Origin of the sequence: Streptomyces sp. GESEQ-4 (assembly GCF_017948455.1) — a bacterium.
Lineage (GTDB): Bacteria > Actinomycetota > Actinomycetes > Streptomycetales > Streptomycetaceae > Streptomyces.
This window is the reverse complement of the sequence record NZ_JAFFSU010000039.1, coordinates 13,064-27,960: the sequence shown is the minus strand read 5'-3', so window position 1 is coordinate 27,960 and position 14,897 is coordinate 13,064. Positions and strand designations below refer to the sequence as shown.

General features: G+C 70.7%; 12 protein-coding genes. 9 read left to right on the top strand and 3 right to left on the bottom strand.

Annotated features, from left to right (window positions below; all coding sequences use genetic code 11):
* The 5 genes from KCH48_RS39465 to KCH48_RS39445 all read left to right on the top strand — a co-directional run bounded on the left by KCH48_RS39465 (position 1) and on the right by KCH48_RS39445 (position 7,109).
* Entirely contained in the window at positions 1 to 1,818 is a 1,818-nt protein-coding gene (locus tag KCH48_RS39465; protein ID WP_210582450.1) for an NADH-ubiquinone oxidoreductase-F iron-sulfur binding region domain-containing protein, read from the top strand.
* Positions 1,815 to 2,675, top strand: coding sequence for a 2Fe-2S iron-sulfur cluster-binding protein (locus tag KCH48_RS39460; protein ID WP_210582449.1), 861 nt, complete (start codon positions 1,815 to 1,817; stop codon positions 2,673 to 2,675). Before KCH48_RS39465 ends, KCH48_RS39460 begins: the two co-directional genes overlap by 4 nt.
* 7 nt (positions 2,676 to 2,682) lie before the next feature.
* Positions 2,683 to 3,531, top strand: a complete 849-nt coding sequence (fdhD, locus tag KCH48_RS39455) for a formate dehydrogenase accessory sulfurtransferase FdhD (protein WP_210582448.1) — start codon at positions 2,683 to 2,685, stop codon at positions 3,529 to 3,531.
* A gap of 449 nt (positions 3,532 to 3,980) precedes the next feature.
* Positions 3,981 to 5,879: a sialidase family protein gene (locus KCH48_RS39450; protein WP_210582447.1), complete on the top strand. Its 1,899-nt coding sequence runs from the start codon at positions 3,981 to 3,983 to the stop codon at positions 5,877 to 5,879.
* 9 nt (positions 5,880 to 5,888) lie between these two features.
* Positions 5,889 to 7,109, top strand: a complete 1,221-nt coding sequence (locus tag KCH48_RS39445; RefSeq protein ID WP_210582446.1) for a DUF4185 domain-containing protein — start codon at positions 5,889 to 5,891, stop codon at positions 7,107 to 7,109.
* On the opposite strand, the gene KCH48_RS39440 is transcribed toward KCH48_RS39445, so the two are convergent.
* Positions 7,045 to 8,049: a bile acid:sodium symporter family protein gene (locus KCH48_RS39440; RefSeq protein ID WP_210582466.1), complete on the bottom strand. Its 1,005-nt coding sequence runs from the start codon at positions 8,047 to 8,049 to the stop codon at positions 7,045 to 7,047. The two genes, KCH48_RS39445 and KCH48_RS39440, sit on opposite strands and share 65 nt — an antisense overlap.
* A 179-nt stretch (positions 8,050 to 8,228) precedes the next feature.
* On the opposite strand from KCH48_RS39440, the gene KCH48_RS39435 reads away from it, so the two are divergent.
* From KCH48_RS39435 to KCH48_RS39425, 3 genes are all read left to right on the top strand, one after another.
* Complete coding sequence (locus tag KCH48_RS39435) at positions 8,229 to 9,107, top strand: LysR substrate-binding domain-containing protein (RefSeq protein WP_210582445.1); 879 nt, start codon at positions 8,229 to 8,231, stop codon at positions 9,105 to 9,107.
* 312 nt (positions 9,108 to 9,419) lie between these two features.
* Entirely contained in the window at positions 9,420 to 11,246 is a 1,827-nt protein-coding gene (locus KCH48_RS39430; RefSeq protein ID WP_210582444.1) for a long-chain fatty acid--CoA ligase, read from the top strand.
* Positions 11,247 to 11,354: 108 nt separating this feature from the next.
* The gene (locus tag KCH48_RS39425) at positions 11,355 to 12,191 is read left to right on the top strand and encodes an aldo/keto reductase (protein WP_307841072.1); all 837 of its coding nucleotides are present in this window, start codon (positions 11,355 to 11,357) and stop codon (positions 12,189 to 12,191) included.
* A 29-nt stretch (positions 12,192 to 12,220) separates the two neighbouring features.
* Here the strand turns inward: KCH48_RS39425 and KCH48_RS39420 are convergent, their stop codons facing one another.
* Complete coding sequence (locus tag KCH48_RS39420) at positions 12,221 to 12,922, bottom strand: SDR family oxidoreductase (RefSeq protein ID WP_210582443.1); 702 nt, start codon at positions 12,920 to 12,922, stop codon at positions 12,221 to 12,223.
* Positions 12,923 to 13,014: 92 nt separating this feature from the next.
* On the bottom strand, positions 13,015 to 13,914 hold the full coding sequence (locus KCH48_RS39415) for a trans-aconitate 2-methyltransferase (RefSeq protein ID WP_210582442.1): 900 nt from the start codon (positions 13,912 to 13,914) through the stop codon (positions 13,015 to 13,017).
* A 139-nt stretch (positions 13,915 to 14,053) separates the two neighbouring features.
* Between KCH48_RS39415 and KCH48_RS39410 the strand changes: the two genes are divergently transcribed.
* Positions 14,054 to 14,824, top strand: coding sequence for a phytanoyl-CoA dioxygenase family protein (locus KCH48_RS39410; protein WP_210582441.1), 771 nt, complete (start codon positions 14,054 to 14,056; stop codon positions 14,822 to 14,824).
* The last annotated feature ends 73 nt before the right edge of the window (positions 14,825 to 14,897 follow it).

The window sequence follows — 14,897 nt, the reverse complement described above, 5'->3', positions numbered from 1 at the left end:
GTGGACCTGCACTTCGGCGACAGCAAACCCACGGACGACGAACGGGCGGCCGTCGACACCCTGTTGGGCCCGCCCGAGTCCTCCTGGGAGGGCGCCGACCGCTCCGACGCCGACCTGCGGTGGGCGCGCGGCGGACGCGAGGCCCGGGACCGCCGCGATCTGCTGTTGCCGGGACTGCACGCCATCAACGACCGGGTGGGCTGGATCAGCGACGGCGCCCTGGACTACCTGTGCCGCCGGCTCACGGTGCCGCCGGCGGAGGCGTACGGGGTCGCCACCTTCTACGCCATGTTCTCCGTGAAGCCGCGCCCGGCGACGGTGCTGCACGTCTGCACCGACCTGGCGTGCGCGGCCGCCGGAGCGTCCGAGCTGTGCGCCGGCATCGAGGCGGGACTCGGTCCCGGGGTCCAGGTGGAGCGCAGCCCCTGCCTGGGCCTGTGCGAGCGGGCTCCGGCCGCGCTGGCGATCAAGGCCGGGGATCCGGTGCGTACGGCGGTGTCGGCGCCGGCGACCGTCCGCGAGGCCGTCCTCGCCGCGACCGCGCCGGACTCGGCGCCCGAGGAACCGCCGGCGGCACTCGCGGTGCCCCAGGCAGGCTCGAGCGACCTGATGCTCCTCGGGCGCGTCGGCGTGGTCGACCCGGCGTCGCTCGACGACTACCGGGCCCACGGCGGGTACACCGCCCTGCGCCGCGCCTTCGAGCTGGGCCCCGCCGGGGTGATCCGTGAGGTCACCGACTCGGGCCTGGTCGGGCGTGGCGGCGCCGCCTTCCCCACCGGCCGCAAATGGCAGGCCACGGCATCCCAGCCCGACCATCCGCACTACGTGGTGTGCAACGCGGACGAGTCCGAGCCGGGCACCTTCAAGGACCGCGTGATCATGGAGGGCGACCCGTACGCGCTGATCGAGTCGATGACGATCGCGGCGTACGCGACGGGCGCGCACCAGGGCTATCTGTATCTGCGCGGCGAGTACCCGCGGGCGCTGCGGCGTCTGGAGCACGCACTGGTGCAGGCACGCGCGCGGGGGCTGCTCGGCGACGACGTCCTCGGCCAGGGGTACGCCTTCGACATCGAGATCCGCAGAGGCGCGGGCGCGTACATCTGCGGTGAGGAGACGGCCCTGTTCAACTCCATCGAGGGCTACCGCGGCGAGCCGCGTTCCAAGCCGCCGTTCCCGGTGGAGAAGGGCCTGTTCGGCAAGCCCACGGTCGAGAACAACGTGGAGACGCTGGTCAACGTACTGCCGATCCTGACGATGGGCGCGCCCGCGTACGCGGCGATCGGGACGGCCAGGTCCACCGGGCCGAAGCTGTTCTGTGTGTCGGGGACGGTGGACCGGCCCGGGATCTACGAGCTGCCGTTCGGCGCGACGCTGGGCGAGCTGCTGGAGCTGGCCGGGGTGCGGGACGGGTTGCGGGCCGTGCTGCTCGGCGGGGCGGCGGGCGGCTTCGTACGGGCCGACGAGATGGACATCCCGCTCACCTTCGAAGGCACCCGGGAGGCGGGGACGACGCTCGGCTCGGGCGTGGTGATGGCCTTCGACGACACGGTTCCGCTGCCGCGGCTGCTGCTGCGGATCGCCGAGTTCTTCCGCGACGAGTCGTGCGGGCAGTGCGTGCCGTGCCGGGTCGGGACCGTGCGGCAGGAGGAGGCGCTGCACCGGATCGCGGAGCGCACGGGTGCGGGCACCGCCGACGACATCGCCCTGCTCCGGGAGGTCGGCCGCGCCATGCGGGACGCCTCCATCTGCGGTCTCGGGCAGACCGCGTGGAACGCCGTGGAATCCGCCATCGACCGTCTGGGGGCGTACGAATGAGTGTTGTGCCGCTGGGAGTGCCGCGTCGGCTGCTGGAGTTCACCATCGACGGGGAGCCGGTGCGGGCGCCGGAGGGATCGACGATCCTCGACGCCTGCCGGTCGGCGGGGAAGGACATCCCGACCCTGTGCGAGGGGGACACGCTCACGCCGAAGAACGCCTGCCGGGTGTGTGTCGTCGAGGTGGAGGGCGCGCGGACCCTTGTGCCCGCGTGCTCGCGCAAGGCCGAGCCGGGCATGGAGGTCCGCACCGACACGGAGCGGGCGCGGCACAGTCGGAAGGTCGTGCTTGAGCTTCTTGCCTCGTCGGTCGATTTGTCGACCACGCCCCGGGTGGCTGAGTGGATCAAGGAGTACGAGGCCAAGCCGGACCGCTTCGGGCCGGACGCGGCCCGGCTGAACGAGGAGCCCAAGGTCGACAACGACCTGTATGTGCGCGACTACGACAAGTGCATCCTCTGCTACAAGTGCGTCGACGCGTGCGGTGAGCAGTGGCAGAACACGTTCGCGATCTCGGTGGCGGGGCGGGGATTCGATGCGCGGATCGCGGTGGAGCACGACGCTCCGCTGACCGATTCGGCCTGCGTGTACTGCGGGAACTGCATCGAGGTGTGCCCGACCGGCGCGCTGTCGTTCAAGTCGGAGTTCGACATGCGGGCGGCGGGTACGTGGGACGAGTCGGCACAGACGGAGACGACGACCGTGTGCGCGTACTGCGGAGTGGGCTGCAACCTGACCCTCCACGTGCAGGACAATGAGATCGTGAAGGTCACCTCACCGCACGACAACCCGGTGACCCACGGCAACCTCTGCATCAAGGGCCGTTTCGGCTACCAGCACGTACAGAACCGGGGCTGATCAGGACATGGGACGAGTCACGGAACGACGCAAGGTGATCCGGATCCGGGACGGGGCGGTCTCCACCCGCCCGGACACGCTCGTCGCCGAGGAACCGCTGGAGATCCGGCTGAACGGCAAGGCGCTCGCGATCACCATGCGAACGCCGGGAGACGACTTCGCGCTCGCCGCCGGGTTTCTGGTGAGCGAGGGGGTGCTGGGCGCGGCGGCCGAGTTGCAGAACATCGTGTACTGCGCGGGCGCCACCGTGGACGGTTCCAACACGTACAACGTGGTGGATGTGCGGACGGCGCCGGGGGTCGTGATCCCTGACATCACGCTGGAGCGGAACGTCTACACCACGTCGTCCTGCGGTCTGTGCGGCAAGGCCAGCCTGGACGCGGTCCGTACGACGGCTCGGTGGCCCATCGCCGACACTCCCCCGGTCCGGGTCGCACCCGAACTGCTGGCCGGCCTCCCCGACCGGCTGCGCGCGGCCCAGCGGGTCTTCGACCGGACCGGGGGGCTGCACGCGGCGGCCTTGTTCACCGAGGACGGGGAGCTGCTGGACATACGGGAGGACGTCGGCCGGCACAACGCGGTGGACAAGCTCGTCGGCCGGGCGCTGCAGAACGGAAGCCTGCCGCTGTCGCGGACGATCCTGCTGGTGTCGGGGCGGGCGTCGTTCGAGCTCGCGCAGAAGGCGGTGATGGCCGGGATTCCGGTGCTCGCGGCCGTGTCGGCTCCGTCGTCCCTCGCGGTGGACCTGGCGGCCGAGACGGGGCTGACCCTGGTGGGGTTCCTGCGCGGCAGCTCCATGAACGTGTACGCGGGCGAGGACCGCATCGCCCTGCGGACCGCGGCCGCCCAGGGCTGACGGGCCGTCCGCTGCACGGCGGCGGGGCCCCGAAGGCGGGGAGCGCCCCCTGCGCCTTTTAGGGGTCCCGCTGTTTTTATTTTGTCATGTACGGGGCTCTTAGTGCCGGTGTCGAGAGGACGGCGTGGTGCCGGACCTCCCTACGATCATCTGCTTATCGTTGGGACTCCCAACGAGCCCCGTGGAGGTGCGGTCGATGCGTCGCGTGCGGTACGACGCCCCCGGTGGCTCCATGACGCGGACCCGGGCAGGCCGAATAGCCCTCGGGAAGGTGGTGCCGCGGCACTGACGCGGCGCGCATCACCGGCAGCACTCCCCTGAGTACTCCCATGGGCCCCCATTCGTTTCTCGTGAACTGCCGTCGCCACAACTACCGTCTGATGCGCGCATGTTGGACGTGGGACGTCCAGACGGTCAGATGTCCAGATGCCTGAAGGGCAGGTCATGCCATGCCGCCTAGTCTTCGTGCACGTCTTAGATCCCCCCTCCGAGCTCTGAGACACACTCTCACCGCGGCCGCCGTCACTACGGCGGCCGCCGCGCTGCCGAGCCCCGCCCACGCCCAACCGGCTGTCAAGGCCCCCGAGTTCGAGCAGCAGGTCCTGTTCAAGGCCTCGCAGGACCCCGGCTACGCCTGCTACCGGATCCCGGCGATCGTGCGCACCAACGAGGGGACACTGCTGGCGTTCGCCGAGGGCCGGGTCCTCAACTGCGGTGATGCCACCGACATCGACATCGTCGTCAAGCGCTCCACCGACGGCGGCCGTACCTGGGGTCCGCTCCAGGTGGTGAACGAGGGTGCGGGCGATACGCACGGCAATCCGACGCCGGTCGTGGACCAGTCCACGGGCCGGATCCTGCTGGCGGAGACGTACAACAAGGGCCGTACGGACAGCGGGAACTGCGAAGTGCCCTGCAAGCGCAGCCCGTATCTGCAGTACAGCGACGACGACGGGCGCACCTGGTCCGAGCCGCGCGACCTGAGCGCCGAGATCCTGCCCGAGCACTGGAACTCGTGGTACGCGACCGGGCCCGTGCACGGCATCCAGCTCACCCGGGGCCTGAACGCCGGGCGGATCGTCATCAGCGTCAACGGCGAGACATGGAACGGCAGTCGGGTCACCGCGAACCATGCGGCGCTCATCATCAGCGACGACGGCGGCGACCACTGGCGGCTCGGCGCCACCGACACGTCGGAAGTCGCCGCGGACGGCACGTTCGAGCAGAAGAACGGCGAGCTGACGCTGGCCGAGCGCACCGACGGCTCGATCCTGGTCAGCGGCCGCGAGCAGGACGGCACCAACGTCGGCCATCGCACCCAGGCCATCAGCGAGGACGGCGGCGACAGCTTCGAGACGCCGTTCCAGAACCTTCCCGACCTGTACGCCCCGCAGGTGCAGTGCTCGATGCTGCGGGTGAGCACCCGCATGCTGCTGGCCTGCCCGGGCGACCCCGACCGCCGCCGGACCATGATGATCCGCTCCTCGTACGACGGCGGCGCCACCTGGGACAGCGTCGACCGGGGCAGGGTCGTCACCCGGGACTGGTCCGGCTACTCCGATCTGGTGCACATCACCGGCACGAGCGTGGGCCTGATGTACGAGGCGGGGACCGTCGACGCCCGCGACGAGATCCGCTTCGCCCGGTTCAACGAGGACTGGCTCGGCCCGCGCCGCGGCCCGGATCCCACCACCGCCGACCAGGCCCTGCTCGCCCCGGCGGCCGCCGTCCTCGGCGGTGCCACGGTGACGGACGGCGCGTTCGACGGTGCGCTGGCCTTCGACGGCACCGACGACGCCGTGCGCCTGCCGTACCACGACCGGCTCCCGCTCGGCACCAAGGACTTCACCGCCTCCCTCTGGTTCCGGCACACCGCCACCTCCGGCGAGCAGCCGCTGCTGTCGATGGGCGGCGTCGCGACCGGCCAGCCGCACATCACGCTGCGCGGCGAGCCCGCCGGCAACCGCGTACAGGCCCTGATGACCGCGCGGGAGGGTCCGACGACCGTGCGCAAGGCGTCCGTGAGCACCGTGGGGGCGTACAACGACGGCCGCTGGCACCATCTGGCGCTGCGGCGTGGCGACGGGGCCCTGACCCTGTTTCTCGACGGCAAGGCGATCAGCGCCGCCGATGTGCCCGGCTCGGTGAGCCGCAACTCGCCCTTCGGTGTGCACATCGGCGAGCGCATGGACAGCCGTGCCTTCTTCACCGGCGCGATCGACGACGTCCGCGTCTGGGACCGGGCGCTGACCGACGCGGAGATCGGCGAGGTCCGTACGGACGGCACGGGGCCGGTCCTCGGCACCGTGGTGTGGCTGCCCATGGACCAGGTGAACGGCAGCGGCTAACGTCGCGGCGTGCCCGACGACGTACGAGCACGACAGCGGACGGGGACCGGGATCGGCCTGTTGCTGACCCTGGTCCTCGGGGCCGTGCTGCTCACCGCCCTCCCGGACGGCGACCGGGAGGGCGACGGAGCGTGCCCGGCCCGTACGGTGGGTTCCTGGTCGGCGGACCGCGGGCTGACCGGCGAGTTCGCCCGCTACGGCGACGACGCGTCCCGCGCGGACGACTGGACCGGCGGCGACGGCACCCACTCGGTGCGGCTGCCGGACGGGCGGTTGCTGTGGTTGTTCTCGGACACCTATCTCGGGCAGGTGTACGCGCCGCCCAATCCGGCCGGCGAGTCGCACGCCTGGCGGGACACCGCGGCACCGCTGGTGCGCAACTCGGCGGTGGTGATGCGGGACGGTCGGCTCCAGAGCACCCTGCCCGCGCCCCTGTTCCCCGATCCGGCCCCGAACCAGTGGCGGTGGCCGGTCGCCGCTCGGGTCGAGCCGCGCTCTCCCGGTTCGTCGGAGCAGGTCGTACGGGTGGTGCTGTGGGTGCGGACGGCGGGCCAGTCACCCTGGATCTACGGCGTGCCCACCGCCACCGAGGTCGCCACCCTGTCCCTGCCCGATCTGCGGGTCGAGTCGGTCGTCCCGGTGCTGGACCAGCGACTCGTCCCCGACCCCTCCCGGCGGATCCTGTTCGGCACGACGCTGGTCGAACGGGACGGCTGGACCTACGTCTTCGGTGGCGACGACGCCCAGGCGGCGTCCCGCCCGGCCTCGTCGGCGTACGTGGCGCGGGTGCCCGAGGGAAGGCTCGCCGAGCCGGGCGCCTGGCGGTACTGGAACGGGTCCGAGTGGGCGGCCGGTGGCGCCCCGCGCACGGTGCTGGGCGACGGGGTGGGCAGCGCGTTCTCGGTGGTGCGTGAGGACGACACGTATGTCCTGTTCAGCATGGCGGCGGGCGCCGAGGGGCTGACGACGATCACCTCGTACTGGGCCTGCTCCCCCAACGGGCCCTGGCACGGGCCGACGCGGGACTTCAGCCCCGCGCTGCCCGACGGCCAGGTCGCCGCGTACAACCCGCAGGTCCACCCCGAACTGAGCGACGACGGGCGGCTGGTGCTCAGCTACGACGTCAACTGGCTGGACACCAACGGCGGCGCGGCGGCGGCGCAGCTCAGCCGGAACGTGTCCCTGTACCGACCGCGATTCGTGACACTTCGCCTGGAGGCGCCTCGCTGAGCACCTTGTCGTGCGACCGGCGCTTGGCGATCACCGCGCACACCATCAGCTGCATCTGGTGGAAGAGCATCAGCGGCAGCACGGCCAGCGCGGCGTGCGCTCCGAACAGGACGCTCGCCATGGGCAGTCCGGCGGCCAGGGACTTCTTCGAGCCGGCGAACTGGATCGCGATCCGGTCCTCCCGGTCGAAGCGCAGCGCCTTGGCGCCGTACCAGGTCAGCGCGAGCATCACGGCCAGCAGGACCGCTTCCACGGCGAGCAGACCGGCCAGCCGGGCGGGGCTGACCTGGTGCCAGATGCCCTGCACCATTCCCTCGCTGAACGCGGTGTAGACGACGAGCAGGATCGACCCGCGGTCGACCAGCCCGAGCGCCTTCTTGTGCCGCGCCACGAACCCCCCGATCCAGCGGCGCAGCAGCTGCCCGGCCACGAACGGCACCAGCAGCTGGAGCACGATCTCGATCAGCGAGTCGGCGGAGAATCCGCCGGTGCTGCCCAGCAGGGAGGCGGCCAGGAGCGGCGTGGCGACGATGCCCACGAGGGAGGAGAAGGAGCCGGCGCAGATCGCCGCGGGCACGTTGCCGCGGGCGATCGAGGTGAAGGCGATCGACGACTGGATGGTCGACGGGACGAGTGTGAGGAAGAGCAGGCCCTGGAAGAGCGGCTCCGACAGCAGCACCGGGACCAGGCCGCGGGAGGCCAGACCGAGCACCGGGAAGATCACGAACGTACAGGCCAGGACCGTGACATGGAGCCGCCAGTGCTTCAGCCCGTCCAGCGCCTCGCGGGTCGACAGCCGGGCCCCGTAGAGGAAGAACAGGAAGGCGATCGCGGCCGTGGAGGCACCGGAGGCGACGTCCGCGCCCGTCCCGCGCGCCGGGAGGAGAGCGGCTACGCCGACCGTCCCGAGCAGCAGCAGGATGTACGGGTCGATCGGCATCCAACGGGGCCATCGCAGGCGTTTCACGGTGCTCCACTAGCTCTGGTTCAGCTCTGGTTCTCGGGCGGTGCGGGCCGAGAAGGCCCCTCCCCATCGTCCTCCACAGCATCGTGATCGGGAATCCGTCATACCGCTCTGACTGTCATCGCGGTATGCGATAACGCGCTACCGTGGTCTGTGTGTACGAGCCCTCCCACCTGCGCACCTTCCTGGCGGTGGCACAGACCCTCAGCTTCACGCAGGCCGCCCGGCGTCTCGGGCTGCGCCAGTCGACGGTCAGCCAGCATGTGCGGCGGCTGGAGGACGCCGCCGGGCGGCAGCTGTTCAGCCGGGACACCCACTCGGTGGAGTTGACCGAGGACGGCGAGGCGATGCTCGGTTTCGCGCGCCGGATCCTGGAGGTGCACGAGCAGGCGACGGCGTTCTTCACGGGTACCCGGGTGCGGGGCCGGCTGCGCTTCGGTGCCTCGGAGGACTTCGTGCTGACCCGGCTGCCGGAGATCCTCGAGGGCTTCCGGCACGACCACCCCGAGGTCGACCTGGAGCTGACGGTCGAGCTGTCGGGCACCCTGCACGAGCAGCTGACCGCCGGGAAACTGGACCTGGTTCTGGCGAAACGGCGCCCCGAGGACCCGCGCGGTGAGCTGGTCTGGCACGACGACCTGGTGTGGATCGGCGCGGAACGCCTGCGGCTGGACCCCGACCGCCCGGTCCCGCTGATCGTGTACCCACCGCCCGGCATCACCCGCGCCCTGGCGCTGGAGGCCCTGGAGCGACAGGGCCGCGCCTGGCGCATCGCCTGCACCAGCGGCAGCCTCAACGGCCTCGTCGCGGCGGCCCGCGCGGGCCTGGGCGTGATGGCCCACTCCCGCGGCCTGATCCCGCCCGGCCTGGTCCGCGTCCCGGACCGGGCGGACCTGCCGGAACTCGGCCAGGTCGACTTCGTCCTCGTCCACGGCCGCCGCCACACCTCCGCCCAGGGCGCGGCGGACGCCCTCGCCGCGTCGATCCTGGCGGGCGGCGACCGACTGCACCGCCGCCAGCGGAAGGGCTTTTGATACGTCAGCTACGGAGTAGAGAGGTGAATACCTTCCGGCGGCTCGGGTATGCGCGTGAAACCGGCCCCCGCCGACGCCGTAATCGCGTCGTACAGATTCGGTGGAGATTACGGCACCGAAACTTACTCAACCGTCAGGAAACTGTCCGACCCTTCCCCATGTGAGCGCATTTTCCGACGCTGACCAGGGCGTACCTGAGAGTCACTCCGTTTCGGCCCCTCTCCCGTCGCGCCCGCGCGTGGGGTAGCTTTCACGGCCTGTGCGGAGCGTCACCAGTGAGCGAACCAGGTAAGAGGGAGCGGGGAGCGGGGAGTGCGCGAGTTCACCAACCCTCCGTTGGCGTTGGCACCGCCGGTGGGCGGTCTGGCCGATGTCGTCTTCCAGCACGCCCAGGAAGACCCCCTGCACATCGCGCTCGGCCGCAAGGACGAGCAGGACCAGTGGCGGGACGTCACCGCCGCGGAGTTCCGTGACGAAGTGCTGGCTCTCGCCAAGGGTTTGCTTGCCCGAGGCATCCGGTTCGGCGACCGGGTCGCGATCGTGTCCCGCACCCGTTACGAGTGGACGCTCTTCGACTTCGCGCTGTGGACGATCGGCGCCCAGGTGGTGCCGGTCTATCCCACGTCCTCGGCCGAGCAGTGCTTCTGGATGCTGTACGACTCCGAGTGCTCGGCCGCGATCGTGGAGCACGAGGACCACGCGATGACGATCGCCACCGTCATCGACCGGCTGCCGCAGCTGCGCCAGCTGTGGCAGCTCGACTCCGGCGCCGTGCAGGAGCTGTACGACGCGGGCGCCCACATCGACGACGAGATCGTGCACCGGCACCGGCAGGCGGTCACCCCGGACTCGGTCGCCACGATCATCTACACCTCGGGGACGACGGGCCGCCCCAAGGGCTGTCTCCTCACGCACGGCAACTTCATGTACGAGGCGGACACGGTCATCGAGCGCTGGGAGCCGATCTTCCACTCGAAGAAGGGCGACGAGGCGGCCACCCTGCTGTTCCTGCCGCTCGCGCATGTCTTCGGGCGGATGGTGCAGGTCGCCGCGATCCGCGGCCAGGTCAAGTTCGGCCACCAGCCGCAGATGAACGCGGCCGCCCTCCTTCCCGACCTCGCCGCCTTCAAGCCGACGTTCTTCCTCGGCGTGCCGTACATCTTCGAGAAGGTCTTCAACGCCTCCCGCCGCAAGGCCCAGCGGGAGGGCAAGGCGGGGCCGTTCGAGAAGGCCGTCGAGATCGCCGTGAAGTACGCGGACGCCATGGAGGCGAAGGCCTGGGGCATCGGGCCCGGCCCCTCGGCCGGTCTGCGCATGCAGCACCAGCTGTTCGACAAGCTCGTCTACGCCAAGATCCGGGCGGCGATGGGCGGCCGCATCCGGCAGGCGATGACCGGCGGCTCGGCGATGGACCGGCGGCTCGGCCTGTTCTTCGCCGGCGCGGGCGTGCACATCTACGAGGGCTACGGCCTGACCGAGTCGACGGCCGCCGCGACCGCCAACCCGCCCGAGCGCACCCGCTACGGCACCGTCGGCCAGCCCATCCCCGGCACGACCGTGCACATCGCGGACGACGGCGAGATCTGGCTGCACGGCGGCAACATCTTCCAGGGCTACCTCAACAACAAGAAGGCCACCGACGAGACCCTGCACGACGGCTGGCTCGCCACCGGCGACCTGGGCTCCCTCGACGAGGACGGCTATCTCACCATCACCGGCCGCAAGAAGGAGATCCTGGTCACCTCGGGCGGCAAGAGCGTCTCGCCCGGCCAGCTGGAGGAACGCGTACGGGACCATCCGCTGGTCTCCCAGTGCATCGTCGTCGGCAACGACCGCCCGTACATCGCCGCCCTGGTCACCCTCGACCAGGAAGCCGTCGAGCACTGGCTGTCGATGCGCGGCAAGCCCCAGATGTCCCCGGCCGAGCTGGTGCGCGACGCGGACCTGGAGACGGAGGTGCGGCGCGCGGTGGTCGCCGCCAACACCCTTGTCTCCCAGGCGGAATCGATCCGCACATTCCGGATACTCGCCCAGCCGTTCACCGAGGAGCACGGGCTGCTGACCCCGTCGCTGAAGCTGAAGCGCAAGGCGATCGAGAACGCGTACGCCAATGAGGTCGAGGCGCTGTACCGCGCGTGACGCCGGTGCGCAGGAGTTTCGAGGGATTCTCCGGTCAGGAATGCGTCACGGCTCGTGATCGTTGACGATGTGAGTACCACCTGACGACAACCGAAGGATCGAGAGCTCGTGAGCAGCAAGGTCCCCCCGATCATCCTCAACAACGGCGTCGAGATGCCCCAGCTGGGCTTCGGCGTCTGGCAGGTGCCGGACGACGAGGCGGAGCAGGCGGTCACCACCGCGCTGGAGACCGGGTACCGCAGCATCGACACAGCGGCGATCTACGGCAATGAAGAGGGCACCGGCAGGGCGATCGCCGCCTCCGGCGTTCCCCGCGAGGACCTCTTCGTCACCACCAAGCTCTGGAACAGCGACCACGGGTACGACTCCACCCTCCGCGCCTTCGACGAGTCCCTGGCCAAGCTCGGCCTGGACCACCTGGATCTGTACCTGATCCACTGGCCGCGCCCGGCCACCGGCAACTTCGTCGACACGTACAAGGCGTTCGAGAAGCTCCTCGCCGACGGCCGGGTGCGGGCCATCGGTGTCTCCAACTTCCTGCCGGAGCACCTCGAGCGCCTGATCGGCGAGACGTCGGTCATCCCGGCGGTCAACCAGATCGAGCTGCACCCGCACCTCCAGCAGCACGCGGCCCGCGAGTACCACGCGGAGCAGGGCATCGCCACCGAGGCCTGGTCGCCGCTCGGCCAGGGCAAGGGCCTGCTGGAGGTCCCGGCGATCGTGGCCATCGCTCAGAAGCACGGCCGCACGCCCGCCCAGGTCGTGCTGCGCTGGCACCTCCAGCTGGGCAACGTGGTGATCCCCAAGTCCGTGACGCCGTCCCGGATCAAGGAGAACATCGAGGTCTTCGACTTCACCCTGGACACCGAGGACCTGGCGGCGATCAGCGCGCTCAACGAGGACCGGCGACTGGGTCTGAACCCGGCCACCTTCGAGGGAGTCTGAGCAGCACCGATCGGGGCGGCCCGCCTACGTCAGTTGGGCTGCCCGATCGGCCGTACGACGACCGTGTTGATGTCGACTCCCTCCGGCTGGCGGATCGCCCACACCACCGAGTCGGCGATCTGGTCGGCGGTGAGGAGATGGCCGGGCGGCAGACTGCCGTAGCTGTCCCAGAACGGCGTCTCCACCCGGCCGGGCGCGATCAGGGTCACGCCGACGCCCCACTCGGTGACCTGCCGCCGGGTGTTCTCCGCGAGCCCGGTCACCGCCCACTTCGTCGCCCCGTAGATATTGCCCGGCGTGGGCACGAACCCGGCGACACTCCCGACCAGGACGATCCGGCCCCGTGTCTCCTTCAGCGCGTCGATGGACGCGCGGATGAGCAGCGCGGGGCCGAGCACATTGGTCAGCACCATCTCCGTCCACCCGGCGGGATCGCCCTCGGCGACCGAATCGTGCGTGGCGACACCGGCGTTGGCGACGACGGTATCGAGCCGCCCGAACTCCTTGATCGTGGCCTCGACGGCCGCACGGACCTCGTCGTACTCGCCCGCGTTCCCACTGATCGTCAACAGCCCCTCAGGATCGCCGAGTTCCTCGGCGAAGCCCCGCAGACGTGCCTCACCGCGACCGGTGACAGCCACCCGCTGCCCTGCGCCGAGCAACTGCCGGGCCACTGCGGCACCGATGCCACTGCCACCGCCGGTGATGAGCGCGACCGGAGAGTCGGTCATGGTCTTCCCCCTGTTCGTAGGTGAACAGCGGGGAGTCCATCACTTGGAGTGCTCTTGAAGTCAAGTGCCGCCGACGACTGCCCAGCCCCGCCTCAGCCGGTCCGGACCGCCGTGTGGACCGTGCGGGCCGACAGGATGAACAGGTCCGGGCGGTGGTGGACGCTCGCCTTGTCGTCGGGGTCGATGAGGCGGTCGAGGGTGGCGCGGTCGGTGGCGTCGAGGCTGTCGCCGAGGGTCTCGCGGTAGCGGGAGAGGGTGGCGGCGGCGACGGTGCGCGCCCGGTCGGGGGCCGGGGCGGGCAGGTCGAGCAGGAAGCTGCGGGTGCCGGTGGGCTTCAGGCCGGCGGCGGTCATCAGGGCCGGCCAGTCCTCGGCCACGGCCACACTGCCCGGCAGCGCCGCCCGCATCTGCGTGAACCACTCCTCCTGGACGGCGTCGAGACGCGCCTGCAGGCCCGGGCGCCCGATCCCGATGTCGCGCGGCAGGAAGCGGGTGGGCAGGCCGCCCTCCACCAGCGCGAGCGTGCCGCCGAACGTCAGCCGCTCGCCGTAGGCCGCGATCGCCGCGCGCTGGTCGCCGAGGTGGTGCAGGCTGTGGCTGGCCCAGATCAGATCGGCCGGGTACTCCAAGTCGGCCATGATGTCCGGCAGTTCACCGGCGAGCGTGCCGAAGCGGTCCGCGACGCCGAGCCGCTCCGCCCGCGCGCGGGCCCGCTCCAGCAGCGGCTCGGAGCCGTCGACGGCGACGACCCGGGCGCCGGGGAAGGCGTCGGCGAGCAGACAGGAGACGACGCCGGGTCCGCTGCCCGCGTCGACGATCAGCCCCGGCTCGGTCTGTTTCTTGCCGAGCCAGGCGAGCGCGCGCTCGTGCAGGGGCGTGTACAGCTCCGCCTGCTCCTCCAGCAGCGGGGCCATCTCCGCCCAGTCGATGTCGGTGTGCTCGTGGTGGTGATGGTGGTCGTGCCGGTGCTGGTGCTGGTGGTCGTGCGCCATGGTGGTCAGCCTCTCGTCCAGGTACGGCCAGCGTGCGCCGACGCACCGCGAACAGGCAATCGGAGTTGCCGCCACAGCAAAAAAACACGGCGCCGAAAATCGGATGCGCCGCCTGCCGCCGGTCGCCCAGGATGGCCCCATGGACGACGTGATGGTGGAGCGGTTCCTCGAAGACGGGTTCGTGAAGATCGAGGGCGCCTTCCCGCCGCGCGTCGCCGAGCACTGCGCGCGGCTGCTGTGGCGGGAGACCGGGTACGACCCGGAGGATCCGGGCACCTGGAAGGACCCGGTGCACTGGGTCTACGACATGGCGCAGGGCCCCTTCGCGGCCGCCGCCAACTCCCCCGCCCTGCACGAGGCCCTCGACCTGCTGGTGGGTGAGGACCGCTGGCAGTCCCGCTACTCGCTGGGCACCTTCCCGCTGCGGTTCCCGCACGAGGAGGAACCGGACGACGCGGGCTGGCACATCGAGGGCAGCTACGTCCCCGAGGGCGCCGAGCACCCCCACACGAACCTGCGCTCGAAGGACCGCGCCCTGCTGATGCTGTTCCTGTTCAGCGAGGTCACCGAGGACAACGCCCCGACCCGCATCCGGGTCGGCTCACATCTCGACGTACCACCGGTCCTGGCGCCGTACGGCGAAACGGGCGCCTCCTACCTGGAGCTCGGCCCCAAGGTCGCCGAAGCCTCCGCACACCGCCCCCTCGCCCACGCCACCGGCCGCCCCGGCGACGTCTACCTGTGCCACCCCTTCCTCGTCCACGCCGCCCAGCCCCACCACGGCACCCACCCCCGCTTCATGGCCCAGCCAAACCTCCTCCCGGCAAAGCCCATCGAACTGGAGCGCCCAGACGCCGACTACTCAGCAGTGGAGTTCGCAATCCGCCGGGGCCTGGCCCAAGAGATCTGACCAACCCCGGCGGACTGCAACGCCCTAAAGGGGCGCGGGGAACTGCGCGACAAGCCACGAACAACCCGCAGCC